The following is a 19,101-nucleotide window of genomic DNA, read 5'->3' as shown; positions in this document are numbered from 1 at the left end:
ACAGCGTCAGCAATTACAGGTGCAACTGTGGACAGCAGCCACAGGATTAGTCAAAGGCGATGCCTCCGACGGGCAGAGCCATCGCACTGTTTTAGAAACTCTAGCAGAAACTAGATATCACGAAGATGCTAACGAGCCAGATTTTCAGTCTCCCTTGATTTGGTTAACCCAAAATCCCCTCAGTCTTTCTACACTCCCTCAAGGTAGCCGTTGGTTGCTCTGGCAAGACATATCATCACCAACAGAAGCAGTAGTCATTAATAGAGATTACCCTGGCATCGTCATAGAGAAAGAACAGACCCTACAACTACAGTTACAAAAATCCTTAAATTGATTATGAGATTAAAACTTATGTATTTAAAAAATCAATGAATGCTGACATAGTTTCTTTTGATCCCTGTTGTGGAAAAATATTAGCGTGAAAAACTCAGGTTGGGGACATCTCCCCAACAATACCCGACTGTGACTGCGGTACAATGCAAAGAAATATTTAAATTATCAACTGCCGATCCCAATGATTTCATCCGAAGCCAATACAAAATCCAGCGATAAAAGTCTAGAGGCCATGCGCCAGTTCTCAGAACAATATGCCAAGCGTACCGAAACTTACTTTTGTTCTGAACCTTCCGTGACTGCCGTTGTGATTGAAGGACTCGCGAAACATAAAGACGAACTAGGCGCGCCTTTATGTCCATGTCGTCACTACGAAGATAAAGAAGCAGAAGTCAAAGCCGCGTATTGGAACTGTCCTTGTGTACCGATGCGAGAACGTAAAGAGTGCCACTGTATGCTTTTCCTCACCCCAGAAAATGAGTTTGCCGGAAAAAATCAAGACATCACTCTCGACACCATTAAAGAAGTGCGGGATAGCATGGGATGAGTGAAACCATGCCCCCAGAATATTGGCAAGGTGTAGAACAATTTAATGCTGGACAGTTCTACGCCTGTCATGACACCCTAGAAGCTTTATGGATTGAAGCCAGCGAACCGGAAAAAACCTTTTATCAGGGTATTCTTCAAATTGCTGTAGCTCTTTATCATTTGGGTAATCGCAACTGGCGAGGTGCAGCTATATTACTAGGAGAAGGCAGTAATCGCCTGCGACGTTACCCATCCAGTTACGGCGGTATTGATGTAGACGAATTACTTAACCAGAGTGCAGACTTGTTAAAAGCTATACAAGAAATTGCTACAAATACAATAAATACCGATATAGCTAAAAATCAAGCTTTGCCTTTACCTAAAATAGTTGTAGTTGAACAATAATTGATCCTGACTTCTACATTCATGGGCTGAGTTCTCAGCAAGCAGTCAGAAAACCCTTCTCTGTAGAGTCTCTTCGCTTGGCGGAGAGATTTTCCTGTAAAATCCCGCAGGGTATTTTGAATTTTGAATAGTGAAGAAACTCTCAGCTTTTGTCAAGCGTCAATCTCCTAACCAGTTTCTATCCAAAATTACTTCCTGGTGAAGATTTTATTTTCGGATAAACTACTTGACATAATTAGTATACAAGCTGAAATCCAGAATACCAAATGGCCATGAAGCCCTACTATCAATTTCCCTTGTCAAAAATGCGTCAATTGGGATTAGCGTTACTGCTACCAACCGCATTCTTTGGTGCTTTAGCTTTGCCTCACCCCATACCCACGGCTACTGCACAAACATCAGGGGGAAATCGACCTCTGACTATCCGTGCTGACATCCAAGAATACGATGCAAAAAATCAGGTGATCACGGCTCGTGGTAATGTACAGATGTTGTACCCTGCTCGTCAAATCCAGGCTACAGCCGCTCAAGCTCAATACTTTAGTAAGGAACGCCGCATTGATTTCACTGGTAATGTCTATATTTTGCAACAAGGCGGTAATAGTATCCGCGCCGAAAGGGTAACATATTTGATTGATGAAGGACGATTTGTGGCTTTACCCCAATCTAACCGTCAGGTAGAGTCTGTCTATATGGTGCAAGACTCAGAACTTAACGGTAACACCGGGACACCCGCACCCCAAACGCCAGGATTCAGACGTTCTCAATAGCATCAACCATTAAGACAGTCTGCGAATAGTGAAAATTGTTTTAGAAAATATTCACAAATCTTACGGTAAGCGAGTTATTGTCAATCGCGTTAACCTTTCTGTTGCTCAGGGTGAAATTGTCGGTTTACTAGGCCCGAATGGGGCTGGTAAAACAACGACATTTTACATTGCCACAGGGTTAGAGAAACCCAATCAGGGGAAAGTTTGGCTAGATAATTTAGATATTACTGGATTGCCAATGCACAAACGGGCGCGGTTGGGTATTGGCTATCTAGCACAGGAGGCTAGCGTTTTTCGCCAACTCTCAGTACAAGATAATATTCTTTTGGTATTAGAACAAACCAATGTACCGCGCTGGGAGTGGTCACAGCGACTCTCAACGTTACTGCGAGAGTTTCGCTTGGAAAAAGTGGCTAAAAGCAAAGGCATTCAACTTTCTGGGGGGGAAAGACGACGCACAGAATTAGCTAGGGCTTTAGCCGCAGGAAGAGAAGGGCCAAAGTTTTTACTGTTAGATGAACCATTTGCAGGTGTTGATCCCATAGCTGTGTCTGAGATACAGCAAATTGTGGCACAACTGCGCGATCGCGGTATGGGTATCTTAATCACAGATCACAATGTCCGCGAAACCTTGGCTATTACTGACCGTGCATATATCATGCGTGAAGGACAAATCCTCGCCTATGGTAACGCTGAAGAACTCTACAGTAATCCCCTCGTGCGGCAGTATTATTTGGGTGATAATTTCCAAGTCTATTAAGTAGAAGGCAGCAGGTAGAAGCAAAGAAAAGTTGTTTATGCTGGTTCGTGGACGTAGTTAATCATAGATATTTAGTAATTTTTGCTGAATAATTTTAAAAAAGAATTTTTAACTTTTTTTACAGCAAGTTTTCCAAGTATAAAATTTAATGATGAAAGCTAGATATAGAGCCTGTTTTACTTCTGATTTCTGACACCTGACTTATGCTGTAATTACTCAACAAAATCAGATGTATAAATTTTGGTTTGTCTGGGCTGCCCATGTTTAATTTTTACATTTGTATATGATATCCAAAAAGCTCTCGTCATTCTACAGTTTCAATTCGCTGCTACCTGTGACAATCATGGATAGGTACTTGGCTAGCGAATTGTTACCCACATTTTTATTCGGTGTTGGGGCTTTTTCATCAATTGGTGTCACTATTGATGCAGTATTTGAGCTAGTCAGAAAAGTTGTAGAATCTGGGCTACCTATCAGTATTGCCGTTCAGGTTTTTCTCTTAAAGCTACCTAATTTTATTGTTTTAGCTTTTCCCATGTCTACGCTGTTGGCGACGTTAATGGCTTATAGTCGTCTTTCTAGCGAAAGTGAATTAATTGCTTTGCGTGGTTGTGGGGTGAGTGTTTATCGGATGGTGCTAACTGCTGTGATGTTGAGTTTTGTTGTCACAGGGATGACGTTTTTATTTAATGAGCAAATTGCACCAGCCGCTAATTATCAAGCCACTCTGACTTTACAGCAGGCACTCAAGTCAGACAAACCCACTTTTAAGCAACAAAATATTTTTTATCCTGAATATAAGGAAATTCAACAGCCAGATGGCAGTAAAAGCAGAATATTGACACGCCTATTTTATGCTGACCAGTTTGATGGTCAACGGATGAAAGGTTTAACAGTTATAGACCGTTCTACGGAAGGTTTAAATCAAATTGTTGTGGCAGAATCTGGCCAATGGAATGGCTCTCAGGGTGTTTGGGATTTTTATAATGGCACTATCTATTTAGTAGCACCTGATAGGTCTTACCGCAATATTTTGCGGTTTGAACAGCAACAACTGCGACTACCCCGTACACCCTTAAGTCTGGCAGAAAAAAGCCGCGACTATGGGGAAATGAATATTGCCGAAGCATTAGAACAGTTAACCATAGAAAGGCTCGGAGGCGATCGCCAAAAAATTCGTAAACTAGAAGTTCGGATTCAGCAAAAAATCGCCTTACCATTTGTCTGTGTAGTTTTTGGCTTAGTCGGCGCAGCTATGGGAACCGTACCCCAACGCACTGGGCGCGGGACAAGTTTTGGTATTAGTGTGATTGTGATTTTTTCTTATTACTTACTCAGTTTTATGACTGGCGCACTCGGACAAGCGGGTATTGTTTCTCCGTTTATGGGTGCATGGCTACCAAATTTCATGGGTTTGGTTATAGGAATCTTCTTGTTAGTGCGGGTTGCTCAACGCTAGATGATAACAGGGAGTTGGGATTGGGGAGTCCTGGGTACAATAATAACTAATTCAACGAATTTAAGATAATAACTAAATCAACAGCTACGATGAAAACATCATTGGAGTTAACAATCACCGCAGAAATACTTAAAAAAAATTATGTCACCTTACGTAAATTTTTATTAATTAACCATGTCAAATCGTCGTTATCCTCCTGCCAACTTACGCTATCTCAAAGCCAGATTGTTGAATTTAGGACGACCTAGTTTTTGGGGAACAGCAATTTTTTTATGCGTGTTGGGTTTGCTGATTCAACAATATTGGTCAAATCCAGATATATTTACTCAACAGCGCAACCAAGTCACTGAGTCAGACGCTATTGGCTCCGAATTATCGGATGAGGATAGAGCGATCGCGGCAGATATTGATAATTTACCTCTGTTGTTGGATAGCTCACAGTCACTTAACTTACCAGTCACCACCAACAACTCTCAAGACAATAACAGCAACAACCAACTAGCAAGCGTCAGCAAAAAACCACAATCTGCTAGAACTAAGCCATCCAATTCTGTCTCACAGAGCATTTATACGATCACCACACCGCAAAACAACATCTTTGTCACACAAGCAGAAAATTTATTGCGGTTTGGAGCAACTGATAATCATCAGTTATTGGGATTGCAGTCTTTTAATCCTGCCTCTCAAGCAACAAATAATCCAGTAAATGCTGCGGGAGTAGCACCAGAATTACAGACTCTCAGCAACATTAGTCAGAATAGTAGCTCGATTAATCCCTCAGCCACAGTTTTCAGTCAACCAACTAGCAGCTTGAATTATACAAGTTCATCTGTTACCAATTCTATCAGCAATTCTGCTGTTGGAGGAGTTCTACAGACAGCACCCCTAAATATTTCACCCATGCAAAGTTTTTCACCTAGCACGGTGATAAATTCTAGACCGGCTGATATTCCCCAAAATACACCTAATCTGTCACCCAATTATTACACTAATTACAATCATCTTCAGACAGTGCCTAGTCAGGTACAGGTGACATCACCAGTTATTACGCGTACATCGCCGATTATTGGCCCCTATACTGTCCGCAATAGTCGAAATGGAGTGGTAACACCCACAACTCAAGTAGTACCTAATAACTACAATAATTCTATTTGGCAGCAACCTCATCAATATCCTTAATTTAAATTGCCTATATTCGTCAACCCGAATCTCAGTATATAAATGAAGTGCCAAGGAATGGCTACCTGAAATTTGTGGTTGTGAGTGAAGTGAATGCAAACTTATCAGATAAGACCGTATCACCAGATACCAATTTTGGAATGTGGAGAAGCGTTAGTACAGATTCCTTTGGAACTGTTTGCCGTGGAATCTCCCCATCCTTATGAAAAACTAGGCGCGCCTTATGGTGAATATTCGCCCTATTATCTGCGTCAGCGTGTAGTTGAGAATTTAATTCAAGCTCAGAATTATCTACAATTGCTGCGTCCGCATTGGCGCATTCAGATTTTTGATGCTTATCGCCCGGTAGCTGTACAGCAGTTTATGGTAGATTACAGCTTTGCTAGCGCAGTCAGGGAAAGGGGGCTGAGTGCGGTTGAGTTAACACCACAGCAAAGTCAAGAAATTTGGGCGGCTGTTTATGAAATTTGGGCTACACCCAGTCTGGATCAAAACACACCACCACCTCACAGTACAGGTGCAGCAGTGGATATTACATTGGTAGATGATGCGGGAAACGTGATAAATATGGGTTCGCCAATAGATGATTTGTCAGAGCGATCGCATCCCGATTACTATGCCAATAGTCAGCATCCAGCCGCACAACAATATCATGCTCATCGTCAGTTGTTACATGATGTCATGTTAAAATCAGGTTTTCAGCGTAACCCTAGAGAATGGTGGCATTTTTGTTACGGTGATCAAATGTGGGCTTGGTTGAATGATGAACCTACAGCCCGTTATGGGCGTTTAGTATAAAAGGGAACAGGGAACGGGGAATAGGGAACAGGGATTAAATCAAGACGCGATTAATCGCGTCTCTACAAGAGGGTGGATTTTAATCTAGTTTTTGCAACTGCGCTGCTTGAGGATCAATAATCTTTTGTCCCAAACTCGCAAATTTAACCGCCACAGATAGCTTATTTCCTGTTCCAAAAACATGAGAGATTTCACCAATACCAAAAGTTTTATGTAATACACGCTCACCAACTCGCCAATTCTGGGTAGTTGCTGACTTACTATTACCTACTGGTGCTTTTGTGTAACTTTGACGGCTTTTCCTTTGAGTAGCTAATAATTCCGGGGGTAGTTCGTCAAGAAATTGCGATCGCATGGCAGGTTCTCGTGTACCATACAAACGCCGTTCACGGGCAAAGGATAGATGTAGCCTCTCTTGGGCGCGGGTAATGCCCACGTAACACAGGCGGCGTTCTTCTTCTAAGCTAGCGGGATCATTCAAAGAACGGTAACTAGGGAATAATCCCTGTTCTAACCCTACCAAAAACACTACAGGAAATTCTAACCCTTTGGAAGCGTGCAAAGTCATCAAGGAAACAGCAGCTTGTCCTTCTTTTAAGTTATCTAAATCCGAACTCAGGGCGGTACTTTGCAAGAAGGCTGTTAAAGAAACATCCTCACTTTCTTCTTGAAATTGCTGCACCGCATTATATAATTCTTGGATGTTTTGAATTCTGTCCTCTGCTTCGTCTGTACCTTGATTTTGTAAATCCTGCACGTAGCCAGAATCATCTAAAATTCCCATTACCAACTCGGTAACTGGAACTGTGGCTATTTCTCCTTGCCAACGACTAATCATTTGGGCAAAATTATTCACCGCTTTGGCGGAACGCCCGGCTAAGGTATTAACTGAGGTTTCATCGCTCAATATTTCCCAGAGAGTTGTGCCTAATTGCTGGGAGGCATTCATTAAATTATCAATGGTGGCTTTACCAATACCACGCCGGGGTGTATTGATAACTCGTAATAAACTGACTGTATCAGATGGATTCGCGATCGCCTTCAAATAAGCCAAGACATCTTTAATTTCTTTGCGATCATAAAACTTCATCCCCCCGACAACTGTATAAGGAATTTGATTTCTGACTAACAATTCTTCAAAGGGGCGAGATTGGGCGTTGGTACGATACAGAATCGCAAAACTACCCCAATTTAATTCCGGGTTTTGGTATTCTAAGGTGCGAATTTGTCTAATCACAAACTCCGCTTCTGCTAATTCATCGTCAGCTTTGTGACAATAAATTTGCTCACCTGCTCCCCTTGTAGGTTTGAGAATTTTATCAATACGTTGGGTGTTATTTTCAATGAGTTCGTTAGCAGCTTGCAGAATATTTTCACAAGAGCGATAGTTTTCTTCTAACTTCACCATCGTTCTGGTATCGTCATCTGGCAAACCGTCGCCGAAATCTTGCTGAAATTCCAACAATATGGTAAAATCAGCCATTCTAAAACTGTAAATAGATTGGTCAGCATCACCCACTACAAACACTGAGCGATTTTGCCAATTCCATTCACTCTTACGTTCTTCACCATTTGTTACTAACAGGCGAATTAGTTCGTATTGAGTGCGGTTAGTGTCTTGATATTCATCGACGAGAATATGACAAAATTTGTGATGCCAATAACCTAAAACCTGTTCATTTTGTTGAAATAATCTGGTAGGGACGAGAATTAAATCATCAAAATCGAGGGCGTTATTTTCTGCTAGTCTTTGCTGATAAAGATTATAAACATCAGCAATGACTCTACCGCGATAATTTGGTTGTTCTTTCTGAAATTCTTCTGGTGAAAAGCCTTGGTTTTTAGCGTTGCTGATGGCGTAACGTACAGAACGAGGTTCAAATTTTTTATCGTCTAAATTTAATTGTTTCGTGACGATTTCTTTCATTAAACTTTGAACATCAGACTCATCAAAGATGGAAAAATTACGATTCCATTTACGCCCTTTTTCGTCTTGGTATTTTTCAATATCAAAGCGCAGAATGCGAGAAAAGAGACTGTGGAAAGTGCCACACCACAAGTCTTTAATGGTATTTTTATAAACGCGCGATCGCAATTGAGTCTGTTCGTATTCTGGCAACAACTCTAACCTTTCACCATATTCTGTCATTGCCAACTGTTCAGCAAACAGTTTTTGAATCCGTTCTTTCATTTCCCGTGCAGCTTTGTTAGTGAAAGTCACCGCCAGAATATTTTCCGGTGCGACACGGTGTTTTAAAATCAAGTTAGCAATGCGGTAAGTTAAGGCGCGTGTTTTCCCTGAACCAGCACCAGCCACAACTAACAAAGGGCCGCAATAATGTTCTACAGCTTGGCGTTGGCTAGGGTTGAGTTGACTGAGAAAGTCGATACTTGTAGTCATGGTGTGAGCAGTGCTGATAACTTAATTAATAGTCATTAGTCATTAGTTATTAGTTATTAGTTATTAGTTATTAGTCATTAGTTTTTCTCCTCCGCTTCTTCCGCTCCCCAGTCAAGAGTCCCTAATTTACTCCTGCGCCGTCAATGGTAAGTTAACTGTGAAAGTAGAACCAACTCCCGGTTGACTCTGCACCACAATTTCACCTCCCATCATTTGACAAAAGTGGCGACTGATGGCTAAACCTAAACCTGTACCACCATACTTTTTCGTAGTGGAAGTATCCCCTTGCATAAAGGGTTGAAATAACTGTTGCTGTTGAGCGAGAGACATCCCAATCCCTGTATCACTCACAGTGAAGGTAATAGTTCCCAAGGGTGCTGCTAGTGAGCAGTCTTGGATGTCTTTCTTAACTGTGAGGGTTATCTTGCCGTTAGTGGTAAATTTAGCTGCATTACTTAAAAGGTTTAATAAGACTTGCCGCATTCTAGTTTGGTCGGCGTACATTGCGCCTAAGTGTTGATCACAATGTACTTCTAACACATTACCATTTTTTTCGATGGATGGTTTGACTGTGAGGACAACGTTATTAATGAGGGTGATAATTTCAAATGTCTCTGGGTAGAGAGTCATTTTCTCGGCTTCAATTTTGGATACGTCGAGGATGTCGTTAATCAGTTCTAGTAGATGTCGTCCAGCCGAGTTGATGGTTTCTAAGTCGGTGATAAAATCTGGTGATAAATTTAGATCAGTGGCATCATCTTGTAACAGTTGACTCAAGCCGATGACTGCATTTAACGGTGTACGTAACTCATGACTGACATTAGCCAAAAACCTACTTTTGGCTTTGCTGGCGGCTTCGGCTAATTCTTTGGCTTGCTCTAATTCTTTTGTTCGTTCGGATACTCTTTCAATTAAACGATTCAGTGATTTTGCTAGTAAGCCAATTTCATCTTCTGTGGTGACGGGAGCGCGTAGATCAAAATTGGATTTGCGTGCGACTTGTTCAGCGACTTGAGTGACAGTAATTACCGGTTCAGCAATCGCCCGACTGGTGCGCCATGCTATGATAGCGGCGATCGCCACTGATACCAGCATACTCACCATCACAATTAATCTCTCAACTCCTTTGGCTTGCTCAACATCTCTTTGTCTTTTCTGCTCTTGTTGTTCAGCCGTTCTGAGGATGTTGCTCAATTTGTCTGATAGCTGCTCTAGTTGCATGGCTGTGTAGCCACGCATAACTTTCAATAACTGCGATCGCACTACAGCTACCTGTTGTGGTGGTACAGGCTGTTGGGTGTTTTGTAAGACTTGATCGATTTGCTGAACGTAAGTTTTTAAGTTCGAGGCATAATCTTGTAATAAAGCCTGTAAATTCGCACTCGTCGCCGCTAATAAATATTGAGGAGCATCTTTGATATACTTATCAAGTTTCTGCTCTATGTTCTTGGCTTTCTCTACATCCTTCAAAAAATCGGCCTTTTTACCTGGTAGCCGTTGTGAGTCTTCTAATAAAGCCACTATCTTAGAGCTATGCAGTTGCGCTCCCATTACAGCATCTTTATAATCACTCAGTAATTGTCTTTGCTCTTGAGCTTGATTAAATTGCCTAATTTCTCTTCCCCGGTAGTAGTTGGCAATCACTAATCCAGTCAGGGAGCCGAAAAATCCAATCCCAATAGCTACAAAGTAGCCATAACCAATTTTTTGATGTATGCGCCAAGAACTGGCTTTGAGTTTCCCGCGTGAGGGAAATTCTATCGTCGGGAGTTCATCTATGGATGGCTCTTTTCCTGACACGTTTTCGCCTTCTAAACTGTTGTCAACAGGGATTGGTTGTTGAGTTTGCATCCTCAAATCTCCTTATCCCTCCCGCAAAAATCACCACATCAGTATTATTTGTCTCAATACAGCAAACGGCAATTAACATTTACATTATCTACTTTTATCACCAGCACAAATAATTATTTTCTAGATAATTCGCATGACTTCATTCAATTTAATTTGTTTTGATATGAAATTTTACAAAGATTTTTTGCTGCAACCCAGACCAATTTTGTCATAACCTCTTCTTGACTATTAGAAGACGCTTAGTTAATTACACAGGTATTGCAGCCTCATTATGCTAACACTTGGCTATAGCCAATTTTAACCATTTCCTGGGGGAAGTTTGTAATATGAAAAAGTTTTTCCCCTACACCCCTAAACCCTTACACCCTTACCCCCCATTACCTACTCCTTTTTTTCAGCTAAACTCCCGGAAAATATGATGCGTAAGTCCTAATATTAGCGGATTTAGTCAAAAAAATCCTCTGACTATTAACTTTTAGCCAGAGGTTATTGAGTAATTTTTGATCATGATACTGAGGTGAGAAATAACTCTCAAAAAAGATAAATCACCTCAATTCTACTGTCTGGAATTTACTTTAGTGCCTGTGCGATCGCAGCTGATAGAGAATGGTTCACCGCTTGCTTCAAGAATTCCGCCTTATCGGTGCGTTCCCAAGGTAAATCTAAGTCATTCCGGCCAAAGTGTCCGTAAGCCGCGACGTCCTGATAAAAACGTCCGCCTCTTTCACTTGGTAAGTTGCGTAAGTTGAAGGCATGAATAATTCCCGCCGGACGTAGTTCAAAGTTCTGCTTAACTAATTCCAGCAAGGTTTGATCATCAACTTTGCCAGTGCCGAAGGTATCCAGAAAAATACTCACAGGTCTAGCTACACCAATAGCGTAGCTCAACTGGACTTCACATTTATCAGCCAACCCAGCCGCGACAATGTTTTTGGCGACATAACGAGCCGCATAAGCTGCTGAACGGTCTACTTTGGTGGGATCTTTTCCAGAGAAAGCACCACCACCATGTCGTGAATACCCACCGTAGGTATCGACAATAATTTTCCGTCCAGTCAAACCAGAATCACCTTGAGGGCCACCGATGACAAATTTACCAGTGGGATTCACTAAAAAGCGTGTTTCTTCACCAGGTTTAATCTCTATGTCATTAAACACAGGTGCCACTACAGCCGTCCACAAATCTTGTTTAATTTTGGCTTGAACTGCTGCCTCATCAGTGATATCACCGATAGTGGCTGTGTGCTGGGTGGAAATGAGAATAGTATCAATACCTACGGGACGACCATCTTCATAGATCACGGTAACTTGGGTTTTACCATCAGGACGAAGATAGGCTAACTCTCCTGTTTTACGGACTGCGGCTAATCGACGGGCAATCCGGTGTGCTAAACTCACAGGCAAGGGCATCATTTCAGGGGTTTCGTTACAAGCAAAACCAAACATAATCCCTTGATCACCAGCACCGATAGTGTCAAATATTTCATCACTATCTTGTTGGCGGGTTTCGTGAGCAGTGTCAACACCTTGGGCAATATCCGGTGATTGTTCGTCTAAAGCGACAATTACACTGGTACTGTTGGCAGAAAAACCATTATCAGCATCAATGTAGCCAATTTCCGCAATTTTCTTGCGGGCAATATTCACATAATTGACGTTGGCTTTGGTAGTGATTTCACCAGTGATTAGCACCAAGCCAGTATTTACTACTACCTCAGCCGCCACACGGCTAGAAGGGTCTTGTGTAAGTAAGGTATCTAAAATCGTATCAGAAATCTGATCGCAGATTTTATCAGGATGACCTTCGGTAACTGACTCGGAGGTGAATAAGTAGCGTTGAGTCAAAGAGTATTCCTCCTTTAAAAGTATTTTCACTGACTGAATTAGTGCAGCTACTAATTACTGGAATCATAACAATATTGACACATTCAGTAGTTATTGTTTTCTGCTTTCACCAAAAACCTTTAAAATCTTACAGCCTTTGCTCTGAGTCAAATTATCCAAAAAAAAGGAGTGCTGTCAGCACTCCTAACATTTTTGACACAAACACTGCTGTTTTAAACGTTAACTGCTAGCTTGGCTTCGTTTGCTGTTAAACGTTCGTAAGTAGCACGCATTTTCAAACCTGTAAGCACTTGGAATAAGCCAGTTCCATTGTTGGAACCTGGATACTCCCGGTGTTGGAGTAATAAGTGAGTCATCTCACCTTGATATTTAGTAGAGGTGTGGCTCAGATGAGTTTCGATGTAAATTACTTCTTCTAGGTTGTCAAATTGACCGTCTACCTCTAGAACTGACACATAACGACCGTAGTAAACATCGGAACCGTAGTAAAGTTGCATACCGGGGTAGGAACAGGTCAGCTTACGTCCACAAGGTGTCCAGTGGATAGTTGAGCCTTCATCAAACAGGTAAGTTGGCTCAAAGCCTTCTTTTCCTTCCCGTTGTAGCATCCGTACCCGCAATACTTTGCGTTCTGTATCGTTTTTGATCAGGTTGGTGGGCAATACTTGTAGCACCACATCGGCGAATTCTCTTTGTGGTTCAATATATTTTTGGAAATCGGGTTTGCGGGAGTTGATGGCGGCAAGTACATCTTCGTAGCGATGGCCACGTTCTGCCATGTCACGCTGGATTTTCCAAGCAATTTTTACTTCGTCGCTGATGTCGAAGTAAACGCTAAAATCAAGGAGCGATCGCACCCGTTCATCATATAGCGGATGTAGACCCTCAACCACTACAATATGATTCGGCTCTACGACTTCCGGTGGATCGATCTCGCCGGTTTCGTGGTTATAAATCGGCTTATTAATCGCTTGACCTTCCTTGAGAGCTTTGATTTGCTCATACATCAAATCAAAGTTGTTTGCCCTGGGGTCAAGTGCAGTAATACCAGTTTCTTTGCGTTGCTTACGATCCAAACAATGATAGTCATCTAAACAGATGACTGTCATCAACTCTTCGCCAAACAAATCTGTCAACCGACGCAAAAACGTAGATTTACCGCACCCAGAGTCTCCGGCTACTCCAATCAGTACCACGCGTTCCGGCTTACTTGTCATAAATCTCCTCTAAATACTAAATGTGTCATCAATAATTTTTCACAGCAGAGTGTGAAGCCAGGAGTTTACCCCTTTGGTTTATCCTGCGTTCTTGCTACTCACCGAATATATAAGACTGATCAGACAAGTTGACAACCTGTCTTAACGGTCGTTACTCGTCTGAATATCTTTCTTTGAGAGATGGTAAGTATTTAATCCTAGTGGTATAGTTGATTTTAACAGAAGGAAGTATCCCATACAAGATTTATTGTCAATAGAATCTCATGCTTGACCAAATACACTGATCATCGAGTTGGGATGGTCAAAAATTCCGTCCTCAATACTTACCAATTAGGTAGCTATTCTAATTGTTAATTGCCTTATATGATTAAACCTATAAGGTATAATTTTATCTAGGCGGAAAATTTGCCAAATATGCCAAAATTTTAGGTTTGGGCTTTAGTGTGGCTCAATAGATGAAAGTTGGAATCTATCTCAAGCATGAGTTAGTCTATGAGATTACCAACTAACGGCAAGGTTAGCATCAGTAATCATAGAATGGTAACGGTAGAGGTTGACAGATGTTTCACTTCACGTAAAACTAAGTGTAGCTGCTGATATTCAGTCTTCTTATACAATTAATGTTTGTTAGCTGGTTTGAGATCCTAGGAGTGGAATGAGCCATCACCAGGAAATCTCAGCAGCAAAAGCATAAATAAGAGACTCAGGTGCTTTCAAAGTGTTAACTAATGCCCACTCAAATTAAAAGCTGGTGTAGCAGCAGCTTTTGAAGGCTAAATTAACATGGGTTAGTACCAATTGAAATTGCCTTCTGATGTTGTATAACGCGGCATCTTGCTCTTGACAGAGATAAAGGCATGGGTATTTTTTTACGAAAAAAAAGATTAAATTGACACATTATTAACATTCTCCAAGTGACTTATCCTTTACCGTAGTAGGGGAACAGGTGTGTTTATTACTATGCCTACACGTTCTTGGGGAGTGTACTAATGCTAGGTGTTAGTTGATAACACCAGTTTCTCAGATCGCTAGTTTTAGCTACCGGAAATCCGATAAACTAAAGCTGACTTGTGATGGGAAAACTTTTTTGAGAAAAGGTTAAGTAAATTTCGGAGTGGTAGAAAGAATGTACAACCAAGGTGCTTTTGAAGGTGCTGCCAACACAGAATCAGGTAGCCGCGTCTTCGTTTACGAAGTAGTGGGTCTGCGTCAGAACGAAGAGACTGATCAAACCAACTACCCAATTCGTAAAAGTGGCAGTGTGTTCATCAGAGTGCCTTACAACCGCATGAATCAAGAAATGCAGCGTATTACTCGCTTAGGTGGCAAAATTGTGAGCATTCATCCTGCGAGTGTTCTACAGCAACTTAACGGTAACGCTGCGCCCGGCGAAACTGCTAGTAGCCAGGAAAATGGTAAAGCCACACCTGTGACAGCAAAAAGTGAGGAGAACGGCTTCGCTCAATCACCAGCTGAACAACAGCAAAAGAACAAAGACAACAAAGGCAACACCATGACTCAAGCGAAAGCAAAAAAAGCACACGCTGACGTTCCTGTTAATACTTATCGCCCCAATGCGCCATTTATGGGTAAGTGTATCTCGAATGAGACCTTGGTCCAAGAAGGCGGGATTGGTATAGTTCAACACTTAAAATTTGACCTTTCCGATGGTAATTTGAAGTACATCGAAGGTCAAAGTATTGGTATTATTCCCCCTGGTGTAGATAAGAACGGTAAGCCAGAAAAACTCAGACTGTACTCTATCGCTTCCACCCGTCACGGTGATGATGTAGATGACAAGACAGTTTCTCTGTGTGTGCGTCAGTTAGAGTATAAACACCCAGAAACCGGTGAAACAGTTTACGGTGTTTGTTCTACTTACCTGACTCAGTTAGAGCCTGGTGCAGAAGTGAAAATCACAGGCCCAGTGGGTAAGGAAATGCTGTTACCTGATGACGAAGATGCCAACGTGATCATGATGGCTACCGGTACAGGTATCGCACCTATGCGTGCTTATCTGTGGCGGATGTTCAAGGATGCTGAAAGAGCAGCTAACCCAGAGTACCAGTTTAAGGGCTTCTCTTGGTTGATTTTTGGTGTGCCTACAACTCCCAATATTCTTTACAAAGAAGAATTGGAAGAAATGCAGCAGAAGTATCCTGATAACTTCCGCTTGACTTACGCCATCAGCCGGGAACAAAAGAACCCCGAAGGCGGTAGAATGTACATTCAAGACCGTGTGGCAGAATACGCTGATGAATTGTGGCAATTAATCAAAAATGAAAAAACTCACACCTACATCTGCGGTTTACGCGGGATGGAAAATGGTATTGATGCGGCTTTGACTGCTGCTGCTGCTAAAGAAGGTGTAGTCTGGAGTGATTATCAAAGAACCCTCAAGAAAGCCGGCCGTTGGCACGTTGAAACATACTAAGTTCGTGATGAGTTATTAGTCGTTAATCAATAGCTGATTAGACTAAGACAACTGACACAAGATAATCTGTAGGGTGGGTGAATAACTCGCCCTACAATTGTTATTGGTGAAATTGGGTGCAAGCTTGTGGGCGTAAAGCTGGGAATTTTAGGATTAGGTACGGTAGGGACGGGAACGGTGCAGTTACTACAAGATGCGCCTGGCCGTCACCCATTGTTACAAGAAATTGAAATCTATCGCGTGGGTGTGCGATCGCTTGATAAACCCCGTGATGTTAATTTACCATCGGAGGTAATCACAGCAGATTTAGAGTCAATTGTCAATGACCCAGAGATAGATATAATTGTGGAAGTGATGGGCGGATTAGAACCAGCGCGATCGCTGATGTTGCAAGCCCTGAAAAACGGTAAACACGTTGTCACCGCCAATAAAGCCGCCATTTCTCGCTTTGGGGCGGAAATTTTCACAACTGCCAATCAAGCCGGGTTATACGTGATGCTAGAGGCGGCTGTGGGTGGTGGCATTCCGGTAATTCAACCATTGAAGCAAGCTTTAAGCGTCAACCGCATTCATACCGTGACTGGTATCATCAACGGTACGACTAACTACATCCTCACCCGGATGCAAACCGAAGGTAGTGATTTCGCTGATGTGTTGGCGGATGCTCAACGCTTAGGCTACGCTGAGGCTGACCCCACCGCCGATGTTGACGGCTTAGATGCAGGTGATAAAATCGCCATTTTAGCCTCCTTAGCCTTTGGGGGACGCATTCGCTTAGAGGATGTGTATTGTGAAGGCATTCGTCAAGTTAGTCAAACTGATATCGCCTATGCGGAAAAATTGGGCTTTGTCATTAAATTACTGGCGATCGCCACCAATCGCGTCAGCGATACCTCAGAATTATCTGTGAGAGTTCATCCCACCTTCGTCCCCAAGGTACATCCTTTAGCAAGCATTAACGGTGTTTATAACGCCATTCTTGTAGAAGGAGAACCCATCGGTCAAGTCATGTTTTTCGGCCCTGGTGCGGGTGCGGGTGCTACTGCTAGTGCGGTGACTTCCGATATTTTAAATCTAGTAGCCGCACTCAAAAGCAATACAGCCGCCCCCAATCCCCTGTTAACCTGTAGACATGAGGATTACTCGCAAATTGCCCCCATATCCCACCTTGTCAGCCGATTTTATGCCCGATTCCTCACCAAAGACCAATCGGGTGTCATTGGTAAACTCGGTACTTGTTTCGGCAATCATTGTGTCAGTTTAGAGTCAATTGTCCAAACAGGCTTTCACGGCGAACTAGCAGAAATTGTAGTGGTGACTCACGATGTCCGAGAAGGCGATTTTCGCCAAGCTTTGGCAGAAATTCAAAGTTTAGAAGCAGTCGATAGTATCCCTAGCATCCTGCGAGTATTGTAAATCTGTTGTAGGGTGCGTCAGAGGAAATAATTTGGTCAAGCACAGATTTTCTACATCTGACGCACCCTACCGTCCCGCTAGTAACTGCATAAAATCTCAAAATGGTCAAGCAAAATGCTTGACCATCTGATTGAGAATGTATACCCGGTAGTAGACTCAGAAATTAGCTTTCTGAACCATCTTGACCCACTACTTGGGATTTCAGGGTTGTAATCTCATTGTTTAACTCTTGTCTGGTTGAAGCTTTGAGTAAGTAGCGATAAACAAACCAAGCAGAGTAACCAATACCAATCAACTCAAAAGTTGGTGCTACCAAAGGAATATCATTTAAAGCATCCAATACTGCCAAAAGTATTCTGACAGCAACTAATGCACCGACAATTAAACCAACACTGACAAGGGGTTGTTTATATTGATTAAAAAAGTTGCTGACGTAATCAGGCAGAGTTCCTAAAAATTGAGAAACTTGTTCTCCGTATTTTAACCATTGCTCTTGAGACTGTACAGGAGGCTGGAGTTTAGTAATAGTTCCTGTTTCGTTGTTGATATCTGGCACTTTTGCCTCTTGGGACTGGGTTTGAGCGAATTCCGGTTCTTGCATTTTCACTTCCATAAATTTGACAGTTGAGGTTCTCTCATCCGGACAATTACAACCAAAAGGCTGTTGATTAGGCAATGCACTCTTGCATCAAACTGAGTTGAGGAACTAGGTGTAATGTCCTATAACCATAATTGCCTTCTCACACCTACTGCATCAACTACAAGGTAGACAGTCGGCAAATGAAAGTCAGAAGGCTACAGAATATGATAAAATCAGTCGCTTTCTGAGTGTTGCTGTTGTGAATCAACTGAAGTCCTCAGATTGTCATTATCCTCGGTTGTGTCAGTTGCTGATCATCGTACTCAATTAAAGTACAGATCATGCCAAAATCACTCCATTTCTCATTTATACAAGCACAAACCCTGATTTCATCTGATTATTAAAGCTATCTTAAGCCGTGTTCGTCAATTACGGTATTGATTTTCGCTACCAATAATTAATAAAAATTAGTATTGTTATCATTTCCCAACATAATCGCCAACCAAGTCATCGACTTTATGGCGTGCAAATGTACTATTATGGGAAAATGCGATCGCCTGTTATCGTGAATCAATACTTCAGTCTTGGCGGATTACAGTTTTGTGAACTACTCCAACTAAGCTGACGCTATAGTTGGAGCTTCCAACTTCACGGAAGATTGCCTCATCTTGGATTTGCGTCCGCGAATTGGTCTTACATCCTCTCCATTGGCGTTAGCCTCCCCCGTCCCAGAGGAGGACAGCATTCTGATGCCTTCTGCTCTAATATTTATCGCTGCATTACCATCTCTATGGTGATGAGTACCGCAGCTTGGGCAAGTCCAAGTTCTCACATCTAGTGGTAACTCCGAAATTTGACAATGACAATTAGAGCAAAGCTTGGAACTAGGGAACCATCGATTTATTTCTATCAACTTTCCACCACTGCGTTCTAATTTGTAGCTTAGGAAATTGACAAAGGTTCCCCATCCAGTATCAGATATCGCTTTCGCTAGTTTGTGGTTACGAACCATGCCCTTGACGTTGAGGTTTTCGACTACTACCACTTGATTGTTATTAACTATCTTTCTAGACAGTTTGTGTAGGTAGTCTTGACGGACATTGCTAACTTGTTCATATACCCTAG

At 42.1% G+C, this 19,101-nt stretch carries 15 protein-coding genes and 1 pseudogene; 10 read left to right on the top strand and 6 right to left on the bottom strand.

Translation table 11 applies throughout. The annotated features are described in order from the left end of the window. The 8 genes and pseudogenes from A3775_RS25090 to A3775_RS16785 all read left to right on the top strand — a co-directional run. Positions 1 to 334: pseudogene (locus A3775_RS25090) on the top strand (DUF58 domain-containing protein); the annotation flags it as partial. A 180-nt stretch (positions 335 to 514) separates the two neighbouring features. Continuing rightward, entirely contained in the window at positions 515 to 880 is a 366-nt protein-coding gene (locus A3775_RS16815; protein WP_066377602.1) for a ferredoxin thioredoxin reductase catalytic beta subunit, read from the top strand. Beyond that, positions 877 to 1,266, top strand: coding sequence for a DUF309 domain-containing protein (locus A3775_RS16810; protein ID WP_066377603.1), 390 nt, complete (start codon positions 877 to 879; stop codon positions 1,264 to 1,266). Before A3775_RS16815 ends, A3775_RS16810 begins: the two co-directional genes overlap by 4 nt. A 272-nt stretch (positions 1,267 to 1,538) precedes the next feature. Beyond that, positions 1,539 to 2,036 (top strand): LptA/OstA family protein, encoded by a 498-nt coding sequence (locus A3775_RS16805; protein WP_066377638.1) that lies wholly within the window; start codon positions 1,539 to 1,541, stop codon positions 2,034 to 2,036. Positions 2,037 to 2,064: 28 nt separating this feature from the next. After that, on the top strand, positions 2,065 to 2,796 hold the full coding sequence (lptB, locus tag A3775_RS16800) for an LPS export ABC transporter ATP-binding protein (protein WP_066377604.1): 732 nt from the start codon (positions 2,065 to 2,067) through the stop codon (positions 2,794 to 2,796). A gap of 343 nt (positions 2,797 to 3,139) precedes the next feature. After that, on the top strand, positions 3,140 to 4,255 hold the full coding sequence (locus tag A3775_RS16795; RefSeq protein WP_066377605.1) for an LptF/LptG family permease: 1,116 nt from the start codon (positions 3,140 to 3,142) through the stop codon (positions 4,253 to 4,255). 174 nt (positions 4,256 to 4,429) lie between these two features. Continuing rightward, a complete protein-coding gene (locus A3775_RS16790) occupies positions 4,430 to 5,434 on the top strand; it encodes a hypothetical protein (RefSeq protein ID WP_066425945.1) in 1,005 nt (334 codons plus the stop codon). 93 nt (positions 5,435 to 5,527) lie between these two features. Next, positions 5,528 to 6,232 (top strand): M15 family metallopeptidase, encoded by a 705-nt coding sequence (locus A3775_RS16785; protein ID WP_197480185.1) that lies wholly within the window; start codon positions 5,528 to 5,530, stop codon positions 6,230 to 6,232. A 79-nt stretch (positions 6,233 to 6,311) separates the two neighbouring features. Here A3775_RS16785 and pcrA read toward each other — a convergent pair whose 3' ends face one another. From pcrA to A3775_RS16765, 4 genes are all read right to left on the bottom strand, one after another. After that, the gene (gene pcrA / locus A3775_RS16780) at positions 6,312 to 8,633 is read right to left on the bottom strand and encodes a DNA helicase PcrA (protein ID WP_066377608.1); all 2,322 of its coding nucleotides are present in this window, start codon (positions 8,631 to 8,633) and stop codon (positions 6,312 to 6,314) included. A 126-nt stretch (positions 8,634 to 8,759) separates the two neighbouring features. Continuing rightward, positions 8,760 to 10,484, bottom strand: a complete 1,725-nt coding sequence (locus tag A3775_RS16775) for an ATP-binding protein (RefSeq protein WP_066425944.1) — start codon at positions 10,482 to 10,484, stop codon at positions 8,760 to 8,762. Positions 10,485 to 11,054: 570 nt separating this feature from the next. Next, entirely contained in the window at positions 11,055 to 12,329 is a 1,275-nt protein-coding gene (metK, locus tag A3775_RS16770) for a methionine adenosyltransferase (RefSeq protein ID WP_066377612.1), read from the bottom strand. 212 nt (positions 12,330 to 12,541) lie between these two features. Then, positions 12,542 to 13,546 (bottom strand): phosphoribulokinase, encoded by a 1,005-nt coding sequence (locus A3775_RS16765; RefSeq protein ID WP_066425942.1) that lies wholly within the window; start codon positions 13,544 to 13,546, stop codon positions 12,542 to 12,544. A 1,126-nt stretch (positions 13,547 to 14,672) separates the two neighbouring features. On the opposite strand from A3775_RS16765, the gene petH reads away from it, so the two are divergent. Next, positions 14,673 to 15,980 carry a ferredoxin--NADP reductase gene (petH, locus tag A3775_RS16760; protein ID WP_066377614.1) on the top strand — a complete coding sequence of 436 codons (1,308 nt, stop codon included), beginning with the start codon at positions 14,673 to 14,675 and terminating at the stop codon, positions 15,978 to 15,980. A 126-nt stretch (positions 15,981 to 16,106) separates the two neighbouring features. After that, a complete protein-coding gene (locus A3775_RS16755; RefSeq protein ID WP_066425940.1) occupies positions 16,107 to 17,396 on the top strand; it encodes a homoserine dehydrogenase in 1,290 nt (429 codons plus the stop codon). Positions 17,397 to 17,559: 163 nt separating this feature from the next. On the opposite strand, the gene A3775_RS16750 is transcribed toward A3775_RS16755, so the two are convergent. Beyond that, positions 17,560 to 17,997, bottom strand: coding sequence for a CAAD domain-containing protein (locus tag A3775_RS16750; RefSeq protein ID WP_066377642.1), 438 nt, complete (start codon positions 17,995 to 17,997; stop codon positions 17,560 to 17,562). Between the two features lie 595 nt (positions 17,998 to 18,592). Then, on the bottom strand, positions 18,593 to 19,101 hold a 509-nt coding region (locus A3775_RS16745; protein ID WP_156481665.1), incomplete at its 5' end, for an RNA-guided endonuclease TnpB family protein.

The organism is Anabaena sp. 4-3 (assembly GCF_001597745.1).
Classification (GTDB): Bacteria; Cyanobacteriota; Cyanobacteriia; order Cyanobacteriales; family Nostocaceae; genus Trichormus.
The sequence above is the reverse complement of the archived record's forward strand: the minus strand, read 5'-3'. Positions and strand labels throughout refer to the sequence as shown.